Here is a 15,023-nt window from a genome sequence, read left to right as displayed (position 1 = left end):
CCCCGAGGCACCGGCCCTCTCCGCCGCCCGCCGACAGACCGGCGCCTTCTCGTCCCGCCCCGCCGACCACCCTCCTCACCCGCTGAAGCGCCGCAGGCACTCTCGTGGGTGAAAACCGCTGCGGGGTTGACGGGGGAGCGGCGTACGCTGGAGAAGCCGAGGCCGCCGTTGGGGGTGGCCGGGATGAGGAGGAATCGCAGGCCATCAGCGCCGGCCCATGACTCAGACACCGACAGCTCACACCTCCGCGCAGGACCAGGCGAGAGCACGGATCAGCGTTCCCGCACAGCACCCGATGGTGACCGTGCTGGGCTCCGGCGACTCCCTCCTGCGCGTGATCGAGAAGGCCTTCCCGGGGGCCGACATCCACGTCCGGGGCAACGAGATCAGCGCGGTCGGCGACCCGGCGGAAGTCGCCCTCATCCAGCGCGTTTTCGACGAGATGATGCTGGTGCTCCGCACCGGGCAGCCGATGACGGAGGACGCAGTGGAACGCTCGATCGCCATGCTCAAGGCGAGCGACAACGGGACGAGCGACGGCCCCGAGACCCCGGCCGAGGTGCTGACGCAGAACATCCTGTCCTCGCGCGGCCGCACGATCCGCCCCAAGACCCTGAACCAGAAGCGCTACGTCGACGCCATCGACAAGCACACCATCGTCTTCGGCATCGGCCCCGCCGGTACCGGCAAGACCTACCTCGCCATGGCGAAGGCCGTACAGGCGCTCCAGTCCAAGCAGGTCAACCGCATCATCCTGACCCGCCCCGCGGTCGAGGCAGGCGAACGCCTCGGCTTCCTCCCCGGCACCCTGTACGAGAAGATCGACCCGTACCTGCGCCCGCTCTACGACGCGCTGCACGACATGCTCGACCCCGACTCGATCCCGCGTCTGATGGCGGCGGGCACGATCGAGGTCGCCCCGCTCGCGTACATGCGTGGCCGGACCTTGAACGACGCCTTCATCATCCTGGACGAGGCCCAGAACACCAGCCCCGAGCAGATGAAGATGTTCCTCACCCGCCTCGGCTTCGACTCCAAGATCGTCATCACCGGTGACGTCACCCAGGTCGACCTCCCCGGCGGCACCAAGAGCGGTCTGCGCCAGGTGCAGGACATCCTGGAGGGCGTCGAGGACGTCCACTTCTCCCGCCTCTCCTCCCAGGACGTCGTCCGGCACAAGCTGGTGGGCCGTATCGTCGACGCGTACGAGAAGTACGACAGCCACGAGGGCACGGGCAAGACCGGCGCCAAGGGCTCCAAGGGGAAGTAGACCAGCACGACCATGTCGATCGACGTCAACAACGAATCCGGCACCGAGGTGGACGAGCAGGCGGTGCTCGACATCGCCCGCTACGCGCTCGCCCGGATGCGCATCCACCCGCTCTCCGAACTGTCGGTGATCGTCGTGGACGCCGACGCCATGGAGCAGCTCCACATCCAGTGGATGGACCTGCCGGGACCGACGGATGTCATGTCGTTCCCGATGGACGAACTGCGACCGCCGGGCAAGGACGACGAGGAACCCCCGCAGGGTCTCCTCGGCGACATCGTCCTGTGCCCGGAGGTCGCGGCCCAGCAGGGCAAGGACGCCCCCACCCAGCACTCCATGGACGAGGAACTCCAGCTCCTCACCGTCCACGGCGTCCTGCACCTCCTCGGCTACGACCACGAGGAACCGGACGAGAAGGCCGAGATGTTCGGCCTCCAGGCCGCCATCGTCGACGGCTGGCGGGCCGAGCGCGGCCTGACCGGGCCGTCCCCGGCGCCGACCGTCTCGTAGGGCGGCCGGTACCTCGATGAGTCCGCAGATCGTGGTCGGCGCGGTCGCGTTGATCGTCGTGGCCTGGCTCGCCGCCTGCGCCGAGGCGGGCATCGCCCGCGTCTCCAGCTTCCGCGCCGAGGAGGCCGTCAAGTCCGGCCGCCGGGGCAGCGCCAAGCTGGCGCAGGTCGCCGCCGACCCCACCCGCTATCTCAATGTGGCCCTGCTGGTCCGCGTCGCCTGCGAGATGGCCGCCGCCGCCCTCGTCACCTACGCCTGCCTGCGTGCCTTCGACGCCACCTGGCAGGCCCTGCTGGTCGCCATCGCGGTGATGGTGCTGGTGTCGTACGTCGCCGTCGGCGTCTCGCCCCGCACCATCGGCCGCCAGCACCCCCTCTCCACCGCCACCGCGGCCGCCTACGTGCTGCTGCCGCTGGCCCGTGTGATGGGCCCCGTGCCCTCGCTGCTCATCCTCATCGGCAACGCCCTCACTCCCGGCAAGGGCTTCCGGCGCGGCCCCTTCGCCTCCGAGGCGGAGCTGCGCGCCATGGTCGACCTCGCCGAGCAGGAGTCGCTGATCGAGGACGAGGAGCGCCGCATGGTGCACTCCGTCTTCGAGCTGGGGGACACCCTGGTCCGCGAGGTGATGGTCCCGCGCACCGACCTGGTCGTCATCGAGCGGTACAAGACCATCCGGCAGGCCCTCACCCTCGCCCTGCGCTCCGGGTTCTCCCGCATCCCGGTCACCGGGGAGAGCGAGGACGACATCGTCGGCATCGTGTATCTGAAGGACCTGGTCCGCAAGACGCACATCAACCGCGACGCCGAGAACGACCTGGTGTCCACCGCGATGCGCCCCGCCGTCTTCGTCCCCGACACCAAGAACGCGGGCGACCTGCTGCGCGAGATGCAGAAGGAACGCAACCACGTCGCCGTCGTCATCGACGAGTACGGCGGCACGGCCGGGATCGTCACCATCGAGGACATCCTGGAGGAGATCGTCGGCGAGATCACCGACGAGTACGACCGTGAGCTCCCGCCCGTGGAGGATCTCGGCGAGGGCCGCCACCGGGTCACCGCCCGCCTGGACATCACCGACCTCGGTGAGCTGTACGGGCTGGAGGAGTACGACGACGAGGACGTGGAAACCGTAGGCGGACTGCTTGCGAAGGCACTGGGCCGCGTGCCCATCGCCGGCGCGAGCGCCGAGGTCGAACTGCCCGACGAGCGACGGCTGAAGCTGACCGCCGAGGCCGCCGCCGGACGCCGGAACAAGATCGTGACGGTACTGGTCGAGCCCGCCGGGGTCCCGGCGCGGGAGGAGAGCACGGAATGAAGCCCCAGGAGCTGCGCGCCCTCTGCCTGTCCTTCAACGCGGTGGAGGAGGAGTTCCCCTTCAACCCGGACACCTCGGTCTTCAAGGTGCTGGGCAAGATGTTCGCCCTCGCGGCGCTGGACGCGCGGCCCCTGACGGTCAACCTCAAGTGCGACCCGGAGGACGCCCAGCGCCTCCGCGCCGACCACGAGGGCCTGATCGTGCCGGGCTACCACATGAACAAGCGGCACTGGAACACCGTCACGGTGGACGCCGGCCTGCCCGACGCCCTGGTCAAGGAACTGGTCGAGGACTCCTACGACCTCGTCGTGGCGGGCCTGCCCAGGGCCGAGCGGCTGAAGCTCGACCGCCCCTGAAAACCCCTACGGGCCTGTGGTGACCCCGTGTCAGAATCCGCCGCATGACCCCTCGCTACCCCCGCCCCCTGCGCCCCGGAGACCGAATCGGCGTGACCTCGCCCTCCAGCGGGGTCCCGGACGCCCTGCGCGGCCGGCTCGACGTGGCCGTGGCCGACCTGAGGGCGCGCGGGTACGAGGTGACGGTGGGCCGGTGCATGGACGGCTCCGGTCATGTGAGCGCCCCGGCCGCCGAGCGGGCCGCCGAACTCACGGCGATGCTCACCGACCCGGCGATCCGGGCCGTGGTGCCCCCGTGGGGCGGCGAGACCGGCGTCGACCTGCTGCCGCTGCTGGACTTCGCGGAGATCGGCCGGGCCGAGCCGACCTGGGTCGTCGGCTACTCCGACGTCTCGGGCCTGCTCGCGCCCCTGACGCTGCGCTCCGGGCTGCCCACCGTGCACGGCAACAACCTCATGGAGACCCCCTACGGGACCCCTGAGGGTCTGCTGTCCTGGCTGGACGTCGTGGAGGCGCCGCAGGGCGGCCCGTTCACCCAGACCCCGCCCGGCCGGTACCGCTCCGGCGGCTGGGACGACTTCGCCCGCCACCCCGACGTTCGTGATCCGAGGCTGGACACCGAGGGCACCTGGACCCGGCTGGACGGCACCGGGGACGTGGACGTCAGCGGGCGCCTCATCGGCGGCTGCGTCGAGATCCTGGCCAACCTCGCCGGGACTCCCTACCTGGACACCGCCGGACTCGCGCCCGGTGAGCCGCTGTTGGTGTACGTGGAGGCCTGCGAGGACGGCGCCTTCAGCATCTGCCGGAACCTGCACGGGATGCGGCTCGCCGGGTTCTTCGACCGGGCCGCCGCGATCCTGGTCGGCCGCACCAAGGCCCCGGACAGCTCCACCCTGACCCAGCACGAGGCGGTGCTCGACGCGCTCGGCCCGCTGGGCGTGCCGATCGTCGCCGACGTGGAGTGCGGGCATGTCGCCCCGTACCTTCCGCTGGTCAACGGCGCGCGCGGCCGCGTGGAGCACACGGCCGCGCGCAGCGCGATCACCCAGACCCTGGACTGAGGTTCAGGCCCTGCGCAGCCCGAGGGCGATCAGGGCGGAAGCGCCCAGCACGATCGCCGCGGACAGGCCGATCACCGTGTGGACTCCGGCCAGCAGGTCGTCGGTGGTGGTGGCCAGCACGCCCAGCAGGGGCACCCCGACCGTGAGGCTGACCTGCTGGGTGGAGGTCACCAGCCCGGTCGCCAGCCCCTGTTCACCGTCCGCCACACCCGAGGTGACGGTGAGGCCGTACGAGATGATCGCGCCGAGGTGGCACATGCTGGCCAGGGACACGGCGGTCACGGCCAGCCACACCGACCAGCCCCCGGCGCTCAGCGGCAGCAGGGCGGCGGTGAGGAGTCCCTGCCCGGCCAGCGAGCCGGCCAGCGTGCGCCGGGCGCCGAACCGGCCGATCACCCTCGGCGCCAGCACGCCCGCCACCGCCGACAGCACGCCCTGCACCCCGAAGACCAGCCCCGTCTCGAACGCCGACAGCCGCAGGACCTCCTGGAGGTACAGGGTGAGGGCGAACACCACGGCCGACATCATCGAGAAGGTGACCAGCCCGCCCAGGTTGCCCCACGCCACCGTGCGGCGGTGCAGCATCGGCAGCGAGACCAGCGGCGCGGCCGTACGGGACTCGATCACGCCGAACGCGGTCAGCAGCGCGAGCCCGGCCACCAGGGCGGTCAGGACGTCCGCCCGGCCGAAGCCCCGGGCGGCGGCGGTGGACAGGGCGTAGATCAGGGACAGCAGACCGGCGGTGACGGTGACGGCGCCCGGCACGTCCAGCCGGGGGCGCTCGGGGGTACGGGACTCGGGCAGCAGCCCCGGCGCGAGCGGCAGTACGATCAGCGCGAACACGGCCAGCAGCGCCATCGTGGAGCGCCAGCCGAGGGCGTCGGTCAGCGCGCCGCCCGCGATCATGCCCGTGGTGAAGCCCAGCGACAGCAGTGTGCCGGAGATGCCGAGCGCGCGGTCGCGGGCCGGGCCCTCGGGGAAGGTGGTCGTCAGCAGCGACATGCCGGTCGGCACGATCGCCGCCGCGCCGAGCCCCTGGAGGGCGCGGCCGGTGAGGAAGGACGCCGGGTCCCAGGCCAGGGCCGCCAGCAGCGAGGCGGCGCCGAACAGGGTGAGCCCCGCCAGGAACAGCCTGCGGCGGCCGAAGAGGTCGCCGACGCGGCCGAACAGCAGCAGGAAACCGCCGGACGGCAGCGCGAACGCGGTGACCGCCCACTGCAGGGCCGTGCGGCTCATGCCGAGGCCGGTGCCCAGCTCGGGCAGCGCCACGTTCAGCACCGAGAAGTCGAGGGCGACCATGAACTGGGCCGCGCAGAGCACGAACAGGACGAGCCGGTCACGCGCCGAGAGCCGGACGGGGCCGACGGGCAGGTCGGTAGGGGGAGTTACGGGGACTGGGGTGTCGATCGCCATGGCAAAGAGCTTCCGACGGCCGGAAGAAACGAGGGGAGTCGGAACTTATGGTGGTGGTGGCACCACCAGACACGGCGACGAGGGGGACGGGGACGTGGCTGCGACGGCGAGCGTGACGAGCATGCCGAGGAATGAACGGCGCACCGAACTGCGGGAGTTCCTGGTGTCCCGGCGTGCCCGGATCACCCCGCAGGAGGCCGGACTCCCGCTCGGCGGCGCCCGGCGCCGCACGCCCGGGCTGCGCCGGGAGGAGGTCGCGGTGCTGGCCGGGGTGAGCGCCTCCTGGTACCAGTGGCTGGAGCAGGGGCGGGACATCTCCGTCTCCCCGCAGGTGCTCGAGGCGGTCTCGCGGGTGCTGCGGCTGAGCGACGCCGAGGTGCGGCACCTCTATCTGCTGGCCGGCCTCAACCCGCCCGCGCCCGAAGTCGTCGCGGGGCGCCGGGACATGTGCGACGGGCTGCGACGGCTGATCGACACCTGGATGCCGTACCCGGCGCACATCATGGACCGCTACTACAACTGCGTGATGTACAACGCGGCGGCGACCGCGGTGTTCGGCATGGGGGAGGGGTCCACCCCTCGGAACTGCCTGGTCGACTTCTTCGCCGACCCGCTGTTCCGCGGCCGCACGCTGAGCTGGGAGGCCAACGCGCGTACGGTCGTCGCGCAGTTCCGGGCGGCCTGCGCGGCGCACCCCGAGGACGAGGGGTTCCGGGCGGTGCTGGACGAAGTGAGCGCCGTCAGCCCGGAGTTCAACGCGCTGTGGGCCGAGCGGGACATCGAGGACCAGGGGCAGATCCGCAAGGAGCTGATGCATCCCCGTGCCGGGCTGCTGGCGGTGGAGTCCACGGCCATGCGGGTGCCGGCCCGGCCCGACCTGCTGATCGTGCTGCACACCCCGCTGCCGGAGGCGGACACCGCGGCGAAGCTGGAGTGGCTGGCGAACGGGTCCGACGGGGTTCGTATGCTCGGGGCATGAGCGAGAACGAGCTTGATCCAGAGGACCGCAAGATCGTGACCCTGGCCCGGTCGGTGCGGGCACGGAACGGGGTCCCGGAGGGGGCCGCCGTACGGGACTCCACGGGCCGCACGTACGCGGCCGGGACGGTGTCCCTCCCCTCGCTTCGGCTCAGCGCGCTGCGTACGGCTGTCGCCATGGCGGTGGCCTCCGGGGCGGAGTCCCTGGAGGCGGCGGCCGTCGTCAGCGCGGCGGGGGATCTTCCGGCGGAGGACCTGGCCGCGGTGGCCGACCTCGGTGGCGCGGGCACGCCCGTGCTGCTCGCCGGTGCGGACGGTGTCGTCACGTCGACCGTCACGACCGGCTGACGCGAGCAGTCCGGGGACCGGTCACAACGCGTCCGGTCCCCGCTCGCCGGTCCTGACCCGCACCACCGTCTCCACCGGCACGGACCACACCTTGCCGTCCCCGATCCTGCCCGTCCTCGCGGCCTCCACGATGGCGTCGATCGCCTCCTCGGCCACCGCGTCCTCGACGACCAGTTCCAGGCGGACCTTGGGGACGAGGTCCACCACGTACTCCGCGCCCCGGTAGACCTCGGTGTGGCCGCGCTGGCGGCCGTAGCCGCTGGCCTCGGTGACGGTGAGGCCGTCGATGCCGAGGTCGCGGAGGGCGGACTTCACCTCGTCCAGACGGTAGGGCTTCACGACGGCGGTGATGAGCTTCATGCGGGGCTCTCGGCTTTCCGGACGGGGGCGCCATGGCCCAGGACCCCGTGATCGTAGGCCGTCTCGGCGTGCACCGTAAGGTCGAGCCCGGTGCGTTCCTCCTCCTCGCTCGCGCGCAGCCCGATCGTGCGGTCGAGCAGCCTGCCGAGCCCGTACGTCACCGCGAAGGCGTATCCGGCGACCGCGAGGACCGCGACGAGCTGGCGCCCCAGCAGCCCGAGTCCGCCGCCGTACAGCAGCCCTTCCGCGCCGCCGGTCAGGGTCTTGTCCGCGAACAGGCCGATCAGCAGCGTGCCGATCACCCCGCCGACCAGGTGGACGCCGACGACGTCGAGGGAGTCGTCGTAGTCGAGCCTGAACTTCCAGCCCACCGCGTACGAGCAGACGACACCGGCGGCCAGGCCGACGGCCAGCGCGCCGAGCAGCGGGACCGTCCCGCAGGACGGGGTGATGGCGACCAGCCCCGCGACCGCGCCGGAGGCGGCGCCCAGGGTGGTGGGATGGCCGTCCCGCTTCTGCTCGACCAGCAGCCAGCCCAGCAGACCGGTGCAGCCGGCGGCCATGGTGTTGAGGAAGGCGGCCGCGGCGAGCCCGTTCGCGCCGAGCGCGGAGCCCGCGTTGAAGCCGAACCAGCCGAACCACAGCAGCCCGGCACCGAGCATCACCATCGGCAGGCTGTGCGGCCGCATGGCGTCCTTCTTGAAGCCCAGCCGGGGTCCGAGCACCAGGCACAGCGCGAGCCCCGAGGCCCCGGACGTGATCTCGACCGGCAGACCGCCCGCGAAGTCCAGCGCCCCCAGCTTCTGCCCGATCCACCCGCCCGGCCCCCACACCCAGTGCGTGACCGGAACGTATACGAGCAGCGTCCACACCGGCACCAGCACCAGCCAGGCCCCGAACCGGGTGCGGTCCGCGACCGCGCCGCTGATCAGGGCCGCCGTGATGACGGCGAAGGTCAGCTGGAAGGTGGCGAAGAGCAGGGTGGGGACGCTGCCGTGCAGACTCGCCGGGCTCACCCCGGCCATCCCGGCGTTCCCCAGCCCGCCGAGCAGCCCGCCGCCGATGTCGCCGGTGAACGCGAGGGAGTAGCCGGCCACCAGCCAGACCACGGTGACCAGGGCGATGGACACGAAGCTCATCATCAGCATGTTGAGGACGCTCTTCGCGCGGACCATGCCGCCGTAGAAGAGGGCCAGGCCCGGTGTCATCAGCAGCACCAGGGCGGTGGCGGCGAGCAGCCAGGCGGTGTCACCGCTGTCCGCGTGCGCGGCGGCGAGAGTCACGGGCGTCTCCAGTGATCCGGGGGAGCGGGCTCGTCAGAGGGTCACGGGTACGCGTTTCCGGTCGCCTACAGGGGCGTTTCCGGCAGGTTTCGGCCCGCTCCGGCGCCCTGAGACGCTGGTCGCGGAGGTGTGGCGGACGCCCGTGCGGCACGGGCTCGCGGATCAGGGAGAATGGTCGGCATGAGCGTTCGTACCCAGTCATCCGAGCGGTCGGGCGAGAACGCCCACCGCGCAGGCTTCGCGTGCTTCGTGGGCCGACCCAACGCGGGCAAGTCCACCCTCACGAACGCTCTGGTCGGGCAGAAGGTGGCCATCACCGCCGACCAGCCGCAGACCACCCGGCACACCGTGCGCGGCATCGTGCACCGGGACGACGCCCAGCTGATCCTGGTCGACACCCCCGGCCTCCACAAGCCGCGCACCCTGCTGGGCGAGCGGCTGAACGACGTGGTGCGCACGACCTGGGCCGAGGTCGACGTGATCGGCTTCTGCCTCCCGGCGAACGAGAAGATCGGCCCCGGCGACCGCTTCATCGCCAAGGAGCTGGCCGGGATCAAGAAGACCCCCAAGGTCGCCATCGTCACCAAGACCGACCTGGTCGACTCCAAGACCCTCGCCGAGCAGCTCATCGCCATCGACCAGCTCGGCAAGGAGCTGGGCTTCGAGTGGGCCGAGATCGTGCCGGTGTCGGCGACCGGTGGCAAGCAGGTGGGCCTGCTGGCCGACCTGATCGTGCCGCTGCTCCCCGAGGGTCCCGCGCTCTACCCCGAGGGCGACCTCACCGACGAGCCCGAGCAGGTCATGATCGCGGAGCTGATCCGCGAGGCCGCGCTGGAGGGCGTGCGCGACGAACTGCCGCACTCCATCGCCGTCGTCGTGGAGGAGATGCTCCCGCGCGAGGACCGCCCGGCCGACCGGCCCCTGCTCGACATCCACGCCAACGTCTACATCGAGCGGCCCAGCCAGAAGGGGATCATCATCGGCCCCAAGGGCAAGCGGCTGAAGGACGTCGGCATCAAGTCCCGCAAGCAGATCGAGGCCCTGCTCGGTACGCCCGTCTTCCTCGACCTGCACGTGAAGGTCGCCAAGGACTGGCAGCGCGACCCCAAGCAGCTCCGCAAGCTCGGTTTCTGAGCCCGCGCCCGCTGAGCCTTCAGCCCCGCTGCGCCCGCAGCAGGTCCCGGTACCAGTGGTACGACGCCTTCGGGGTCCGCCGCAGCGTGGCGAAGTCCACGTCCACCAGGCCGAAGCGGCGGGCGTAGCCCTCGGCCCACTCGAAGTTGTCCAGCAGCGACCACACGAAGTAGCCGCGCACGTCGACCCCTTCGGTGAGCGCGGCGTGGACCGCGCGGACATGGCCGTCCAGGTAGGCGATGCGGTCCTGGTCGTCCAGCCCGTCGTAGGAGCAGCCGTTCTCGGTGATGACGAGGGGCGGGAGCCGGTCGCCGTAGCGGTCCCGGAGCCCGGTCAGCAGGCCGGTCAGCGCCTCGGGGACGACCGGCCAGCCGAAGTCGGTCACCGGGACACCCTCGAACTCCCGCAGTGAAAAGGGGAGTTCGGCGGGCAGCGGCACACCGCCGAACTCGGTGGGCTCGCCCTGGGGGGCACCCACGCGCGCCGGGGCGTAGTAGTTGATCCCGTACCAGTCCAGTGGTTCCGCGATGATCCGCAGGTCGTCCTCGGCGCCCTCGGGCATCAAGGCGGACGTGCCGTCCGGGTACGCGCCCAGGAGGACGGGTTCGGCGAAGAGGCGGTTGAGGAGCAGGTCGTAGAAGCCGGCCGCCTCCACGTCCGCCGGGTCGGCGGAGGCGGGCTCCACGGGGGAGTGGGAGTTGGCGATGCCGATGTCCGTCGCCCCGGCCGCGCGCAGCGCCCGTACCGCCAGGCCGTGCGCGAGGAGCTGGTGGTGGGCGGCCGGGAGCGCGTCGAAGAGCAGGGCCTTGCCGGGGGCGTGGGTGCCCAGCGCGTGGCCCAACAGGGTGTGCTCGGCGGGCTCGTTGAGGGTGATCCAGCGCGGTACGCGATCCCCGAGGCGGGCCGCGACACGGGAGACGTGGTCCGCGAACCGGTGCGCGGTGTCCCGGTCCAGCCAGTCGAGCCCGGCCGGCAGATCCCAGTGGAACAGCGTCGGCACCGGCTTCACCCCCGCCTCGCACAGCGCGTCCACCAGCCGGTCGTAGAAGTCCGGCCCGCCGGGGGAGTTGACGCGCGGCCAAGAGACTGAGAAGCGGTACGCGTCCACGCCGAGGCCGGCCAGCAGGGCCACGTCCTCCGGATAGCGGTGGTAGTGGTCGCAGGCCACGGCTGCGGTCGAGCCGTCCTTCACCCGGCCCGGCTCGGCCGTGAACACGTCCCACACGGAGGGTTCGCGCAGGTCGGCGGCGCCCTCGATCTGGTGCGCCGAGGTCGACACCCCCCACAGGAAGCCGTCGGGGAAGCGGGGGAGAGGGCCGTGCGCGTCCGTCACCATGGGCCGGATCATCCGCACCCGGCCCCCGCCGCGTCAACGCCGCGTCGCTCCGGGCCGGCGAGACACCCCCTAGGCACCCTCCTTCAGCACGCGCGACACCAACTCCCGCTGGGCCTCGGTCAGCCGGGGGTCGGCCGCGTGGACGGTGCGGCCGTCCACCGTGATCTCGTAGTGGAAGCCGTCCGGGACACCCGGTACGGGGGTGTCCGGTGCGGCGGCCAGGGCCTGGTCGGCCAGGGTGCGCCACTCCGCCGCGTCGGCGCGCCCGGAGGTGTCCACCTCCGCCTGCCGCTCGATGCCCGCGAAGCCGCCGGTACGCCGTACTTGGATACGCATGGCCCCAGTGTCCGGCACAGCGGCTACAGCGTCTCCACCCCCACTTCCTCCCACGCCTTCTCCACCGCCTGGAGTTCGGCGCCCGCGCCGAACCGCTCGCGGGCGGCCTTCACGGTCAGCGTGGCGAAGTCGGCGAACTGGGCGTCCTCCTTGAGCTTGCCGCCGGTCAGCACGTCGTACCAGATCTGGCCGGTCTTCTCCCAGGCGTAGCCGCCGATCGCGGTGGCCGCGAGGTAGAAGGCGTGGTTGGGGATGCCGGAGTTGATGTGGACGCCGCCGTTGTCCCGGCCGGTGTGCACGTAGTGCTGCATGTCGGCGGGCTGGGGGTCCTTGCCGAGCACGTCGTCGTCGTACGCGGTGCCCGGGGCCTTCATCGAGCGCAGGGCCTGGCCCTGGACGCGCGGGGCGAGCAGGCCGGCGCCGATCAGCCAGTCCGCCTCGGCGGCGGTCTGGCGGAGCGTGTACTGCTTGATCAGCGAGCCGAACACGTCGGACAGCGACTCGTTGAGCGCGCCGGACTGGCCGAAGTAGGCGAGGTTGGCGGTGTACTGCGTGACGCCGTGGGTGAGTTCGTGGCCGATGACGTCGACCGGGATGGTGAAGTCGAGGAAGATCTCGCCGTCCCCGTCGCCGAACACCATCTGCTCGCCGTTCCAGAAGGCGTTGTCGTAGTCCTTGTCGAAGTGGACCGTGGCGTTGAGCGGGAGGCCCTGGCCGTCGATGGAGTGGCGGCCGTACACCTTCAGATACAGCTCGAAGGTGGCACCCAGGCCCGCGTAGGCCCGGTTGACCGTGGCGTCGGAGCCCGGCTCGGAGCCCTCGGTGCGGACCTTCTTGCCGGGCAGGTGCTGTTTGTGCCCGGCGTCGAAGATGGTGCGGTCCGGCTGGTCCCCGTCGGCGGGGGCGGCAGCAGGGGCCTGCCCGCCGATCACGGTGGTCAGCCGGCGGCGGGTGCGCTCCAGGGCGTCCCGCTCCAGGGAGCGGCGGGCCGGGCCGGACAGTGCCGGGTCGGAGTCGCGCGCGAGCTTGTCGAGGAGGTGCGGCGGCACGATGGTGCAGAAGACGGGCTCATGGCCCCCGTTGGTCGTCATGCCAATAAATGGTCGCACCGGGCGATGGTCATGTCACTAGGTGTGACCGTGACGGATGAAATACGGTGATATCTCTCGTCACTCCCCGTCACCGAGTGGTATGGACCCTCATCACGAGCCCACGTCCCCCGTACCGGTTCCGCATGCTGATACGCCCCCGCGCGTCCGGCGGGCCTCGGCTAGGCTGCACAGCATCATGCGTTTCGGGCTGCTTCTCCTTAGCTGCCGCGGCGAGGGCCTGTAAGCAAGGCCGACCCCCTCCCCGCGGTGCTTTTGGCGTTGCGTCGTCGGCCGTCCCAAGGACTTTCCGAGGAGCCCACGCGATCATGGCGAACCGCCAGCAGCCCAGCCCCATGCCGTTCCAGCGCTACGGCCAGTACGAGCAGGTCGACATCCCCGACCGCACCTGGCCCGGCAAGCGCGTCACCGTGGCCCCCCGCTGGCTCTCCACCGACCTGCGCGACGGCAACCAGGCACTGATCGACCCGATGTCGCCCGAGCGCAAGCGCCGGATGTTCGACCAGCTGGTGAAGATGGGCTACAAGGAGATCGAGGTCGGCTTCCCCGCATCCGGCCAGACCGACTTCGACTTCGTGCGCTCCATCATCGAGGAGGAGGGCGCGATCCCCGAGGACGTGACGATCTCCGTCCTCACCCAGGCCCGCGAGGACCTGATCGAGCGGACCGTGGAGTCCCTGAAGGGCGCCCGCCGCGCCACCGTCCACCTGTACAACGCCACCGCGCCCGTCTTCCGCCGGGTGGTCTTCCGGGGCTCCAAGGAGGACATCAAGCAGATCGCGGTCGACGGCACCCGCCTGGTCGTGGAGTACGCGGAGAAGCTGCTGGGCCCGGAGACCGAGTTCGGGTACCAGTACAGCCCGGAGATCTTCACCGACACCGAGCTGGACTTCGCCCTGGAGGTCTGCGAGGCGGTGATGGACGTCTACCAGCCCGGTCCGGGCCGCGAGATCATCCTCAACCTGCCCGCCACCGTGGAGCGTTCGACCCCGTCCACGCACGCCGACCGGTTCGAGTGGATGCACCGCAACCTCTCCCGCCGCGAGCACGTCGTCCTGTCCGTGCACCCGCACAACGACCGGGGCACCGCCGTGGCCGCAGCCGAGCTGGCGCTGATGGCCGGCGCCGACCGGGTCGAGGGCTGCCTGTTCGGCCAGGGCGAGCGCACCGGCAACGTCGACCTGGTCACCCTGGGCATGAACCTGTTCTCGCAGGGCGTCGACCCCCAGATCGACTTCTCCGACATCGACGAGATCCGTCGCACGTGGGAGTACTGCAACCAGATGGAGGTCCACCCGCGCCACCCGTACGTGGGCGACCTGGTCTACACGTCCTTCTCCGGCTCCCACCAGGACGCCATCAAGAAGGGCTTCGACGCGATGGAGGCCGATGCGGCCGCGCGGGGTGTCGGCGTGGGCGAGCTGGAGTGGGCGGTGCCGTACCTGCCCATCGACCCCAAGGACGTCGGCCGCTCCTACGAGGCCGTGATCCGGGTCAACTCGCAGTCCGGCAAGGGCGGTGTGTCGTACGTCCTGAAGAACGACCACAAGCTGGAGCTGCCGCGCCGGATGCAGATCGAGTTCTCGAAGATCATCCAGGCCAAGACGGACGCCGAGGGCGGCGAGATCACCCCGCGCGACATCTGGGCCGCCTTCCAGGACGAGTACCTGCCGAACCCGGAGAACCCCTGGGGCCGTATCCAGGTCCGTACCGGCCAGTCGACCACCGACACGGACGGCGTGGACACGCTGACCGTGGAGGCGACGGTGGACGGCGAGGACACCGTGCTGACCGGTACCGGCAACGGCCCGATCTCCGCGTTCTTCGACGCGCTGCAGTCGATCGGCGTGGACGTACGCCTGCTGGACTACCAGGAGCACACGATGAGCGAGGGCGCGTCCGCGCAGGCCGCCTCCTACATCGAGTGCGCGGTCGGCGACAAGGTGCTGTGGGGCATCGGCATCGACGCGAACACGACACGTGCGTCGCTGAAGGCGGTCGTCTCCGCGGTGAACCGCGCGACCCGCTGACCCCGCCCCACCCGGCGCTTCGGTGCCCCGCCCGCTGTATACGGCGGCCGGGGCACCGTCGTCTTCCGGCCAGACAACGCCCCAGGTCACGGGCCGGTCTCGTCCGGGGTGCTGACTCCGACTCCGTGATGTGGCTAACATCACGCCCACGCGGCGATGTTGCCGCGTGGTTACGTGCGGA

General features: G+C 71.2%; 15 protein-coding genes. 9 read left to right on the top strand and 6 right to left on the bottom strand.

The window, feature by feature from the left end; all coding sequences use genetic code 11:
- Nucleotides 1-217 precede the first annotated feature (217 nt).
- From CCN33_RS03975 to CCN33_RS03955, 5 genes are read left to right on the top strand one after another with little or no spacing between them, the layout of a single operon-like run.
- Nucleotides 218-1,270: a PhoH family protein gene (locus CCN33_RS03975; RefSeq protein WP_086691130.1), complete on the top strand. Its 1,053-nt coding sequence runs from the start codon at nucleotides 218-220 to the stop codon at nucleotides 1,268-1,270.
- A 12-nt stretch (nucleotides 1,271-1,282) separates the two neighbouring features.
- Nucleotides 1,283-1,780, top strand: coding sequence for an rRNA maturation RNase YbeY (gene ybeY, locus CCN33_RS03970; RefSeq protein WP_030814839.1), 498 nt, complete (start codon nucleotides 1,283-1,285; stop codon nucleotides 1,778-1,780).
- 16 nt (nucleotides 1,781-1,796) lie between these two features.
- Nucleotides 1,797-3,095 carry a hemolysin family protein gene (locus CCN33_RS03965; protein ID WP_086691128.1) on the top strand — a complete coding sequence of 433 codons (1,299 nt, stop codon included), beginning with the start codon at nucleotides 1,797-1,799 and terminating at the stop codon, nucleotides 3,093-3,095.
- Nucleotides 3,092-3,451, top strand: a complete 360-nt coding sequence (locus CCN33_RS03960) for an MmcQ/YjbR family DNA-binding protein (protein WP_086691126.1) — start codon at nucleotides 3,092-3,094, stop codon at nucleotides 3,449-3,451. Before CCN33_RS03965 ends, CCN33_RS03960 begins: the two co-directional genes overlap by 4 nt.
- A 44-nt stretch (nucleotides 3,452-3,495) precedes the next feature.
- Nucleotides 3,496-4,515 carry a S66 family peptidase gene (locus tag CCN33_RS03955; protein WP_086691124.1) on the top strand — a complete coding sequence of 340 codons (1,020 nt, stop codon included), beginning with the start codon at nucleotides 3,496-3,498 and terminating at the stop codon, nucleotides 4,513-4,515.
- Between the two features lie 3 nt (nucleotides 4,516-4,518).
- On the opposite strand, the gene CCN33_RS03950 is transcribed toward CCN33_RS03955, so the two are convergent.
- Nucleotides 4,519-5,928, bottom strand: coding sequence for an MFS transporter (locus CCN33_RS03950; RefSeq protein ID WP_086691122.1), 1,410 nt, complete (start codon nucleotides 5,926-5,928; stop codon nucleotides 4,519-4,521).
- Between the two features lie 121 nt (nucleotides 5,929-6,049).
- On the opposite strand from CCN33_RS03950, the gene CCN33_RS03945 reads away from it, so the two are divergent.
- Both CCN33_RS03945 and CCN33_RS03940 read left to right on the top strand, forming a co-directional pair.
- Complete coding sequence (locus CCN33_RS03945) at nucleotides 6,050-6,907, top strand: helix-turn-helix transcriptional regulator (protein WP_086691120.1); 858 nt, start codon at nucleotides 6,050-6,052, stop codon at nucleotides 6,905-6,907.
- Nucleotides 6,904-7,254 carry a cytidine/deoxycytidylate deaminase family protein gene (locus CCN33_RS03940; protein ID WP_086691118.1) on the top strand — a complete coding sequence of 117 codons (351 nt, stop codon included), beginning with the start codon at nucleotides 6,904-6,906 and terminating at the stop codon, nucleotides 7,252-7,254. The genes CCN33_RS03945 and CCN33_RS03940 overlap by 4 nt, the downstream gene beginning before the upstream one ends.
- A gap of 21 nt (nucleotides 7,255-7,275) precedes the next feature.
- Here the strand turns inward: CCN33_RS03940 and CCN33_RS03935 are convergent, their stop codons facing one another.
- Both CCN33_RS03935 and CCN33_RS03930 read right to left on the bottom strand, forming a co-directional pair.
- Entirely contained in the window at nucleotides 7,276-7,614 is a 339-nt protein-coding gene (locus tag CCN33_RS03935) for a P-II family nitrogen regulator (RefSeq protein WP_086691116.1), read from the bottom strand.
- Nucleotides 7,611-8,897 (bottom strand): ammonium transporter, encoded by a 1,287-nt coding sequence (locus CCN33_RS03930; RefSeq protein ID WP_086691114.1) that lies wholly within the window; start codon nucleotides 8,895-8,897, stop codon nucleotides 7,611-7,613. Before CCN33_RS03930 ends, CCN33_RS03935 begins: the two co-directional genes overlap by 4 nt.
- A 180-nt stretch (nucleotides 8,898-9,077) precedes the next feature.
- Between CCN33_RS03930 and era the strand changes: the two genes are divergently transcribed.
- Complete coding sequence (gene era, locus CCN33_RS03925; protein WP_086691134.1) at nucleotides 9,078-10,031, top strand: GTPase Era; 954 nt, start codon at nucleotides 9,078-9,080, stop codon at nucleotides 10,029-10,031.
- Between the two features lie 19 nt (nucleotides 10,032-10,050).
- Here the strand turns inward: era and CCN33_RS03920 are convergent, their stop codons facing one another.
- Genes CCN33_RS03920 through CCN33_RS03910 form a run of 3 tightly spaced genes read right to left on the bottom strand, consistent with a single transcriptional unit; the run spans nucleotide 10,051 to nucleotide 12,794 of the window.
- Nucleotides 10,051-11,379: a GH1 family beta-glucosidase gene (locus CCN33_RS03920; RefSeq protein WP_167387765.1), complete on the bottom strand. Its 1,329-nt coding sequence runs from the start codon at nucleotides 11,377-11,379 to the stop codon at nucleotides 10,051-10,053.
- Nucleotides 11,380-11,436: 57 nt separating this feature from the next.
- Nucleotides 11,437-11,703: a protealysin inhibitor emfourin gene (locus CCN33_RS03915; protein WP_086691112.1), complete on the bottom strand. Its 267-nt coding sequence runs from the start codon at nucleotides 11,701-11,703 to the stop codon at nucleotides 11,437-11,439.
- Between the two features lie 23 nt (nucleotides 11,704-11,726).
- Complete coding sequence (locus CCN33_RS03910) at nucleotides 11,727-12,794, bottom strand: M4 family metallopeptidase (protein WP_086691110.1); 1,068 nt, start codon at nucleotides 12,792-12,794, stop codon at nucleotides 11,727-11,729.
- A gap of 326 nt (nucleotides 12,795-13,120) precedes the next feature.
- Here CCN33_RS03910 and leuA point away from each other — a divergent pair, with 326 nt between their 5' ends.
- Nucleotides 13,121-14,842, top strand: a complete 1,722-nt coding sequence (leuA, locus tag CCN33_RS03900) for a 2-isopropylmalate synthase (protein WP_086691108.1) — start codon at nucleotides 13,121-13,123, stop codon at nucleotides 14,840-14,842.
- The last annotated feature ends 181 nt before the right edge of the window (nucleotides 14,843-15,023 follow it).

It is taken from the genome of Streptomyces recifensis (assembly GCF_002154615.1).
In the GTDB taxonomy this organism is placed as follows: Bacteria; Actinomycetota; Actinomycetes; order Streptomycetales; family Streptomycetaceae; genus Streptomyces; species Streptomyces griseoluteus.
Note: the sequence above shows the minus strand (reverse complement) of the source record. Positions and strands in the feature narration are given on the sequence as shown.

Excerpts from the sequence above, each read along its gene's own strand:
- CCN33_RS03975 (WP_086691130.1), top strand. The coding sequence starts at position 218 with ATGACTCAGACACCGACAGCTCACACCTCCGCGCAGGACCAGGCGAGA.
- ybeY (WP_030814839.1), top strand. The coding sequence starts at position 1,283 with ATGTCGATCGACGTCAACAACGAATCCGGCACCGAGGTGGACGAGCAG.
- CCN33_RS03965 (WP_086691128.1), top strand. The coding sequence starts at position 1,797 with ATGAGTCCGCAGATCGTGGTCGGCGCGGTCGCGTTGATCGTCGTGGCC.
- CCN33_RS03960 (WP_086691126.1), top strand. The coding sequence starts at position 3,092 with ATGAAGCCCCAGGAGCTGCGCGCCCTCTGCCTGTCCTTCAACGCGGTG.
- CCN33_RS03955 (WP_086691124.1), top strand. The coding sequence starts at position 3,496 with ATGACCCCTCGCTACCCCCGCCCCCTGCGCCCCGGAGACCGAATCGGC.
- CCN33_RS03950 (WP_086691122.1), bottom strand. The coding sequence starts at position 5,928 with ATGGCGATCGACACCCCAGTCCCCGTAACTCCCCCTACCGACCTGCCC.
- CCN33_RS03945 (WP_086691120.1), top strand. The coding sequence starts at position 6,050 with ATGCCGAGGAATGAACGGCGCACCGAACTGCGGGAGTTCCTGGTGTCC.
- CCN33_RS03940 (WP_086691118.1), top strand. The coding sequence starts at position 6,904 with ATGAGCGAGAACGAGCTTGATCCAGAGGACCGCAAGATCGTGACCCTG.
- CCN33_RS03935 (WP_086691116.1), bottom strand. The coding sequence starts at position 7,614 with ATGAAGCTCATCACCGCCGTCGTGAAGCCCTACCGTCTGGACGAGGTG.
- era (WP_086691134.1), top strand. The coding sequence starts at position 9,078 with ATGAGCGTTCGTACCCAGTCATCCGAGCGGTCGGGCGAGAACGCCCAC.
- CCN33_RS03920 (WP_167387765.1), bottom strand. The coding sequence starts at position 11,379 with ATGATCCGGCCCATGGTGACGGACGCGCACGGCCCTCTCCCCCGCTTC.
- CCN33_RS03915 (WP_086691112.1), bottom strand. The coding sequence starts at position 11,703 with ATGCGTATCCAAGTACGGCGTACCGGCGGCTTCGCGGGCATCGAGCGG.
- CCN33_RS03910 (WP_086691110.1), bottom strand. The coding sequence starts at position 12,794 with ATGACGACCAACGGGGGCCATGAGCCCGTCTTCTGCACCATCGTGCCG.
- leuA (WP_086691108.1), top strand. The coding sequence starts at position 13,121 with ATGGCGAACCGCCAGCAGCCCAGCCCCATGCCGTTCCAGCGCTACGGC.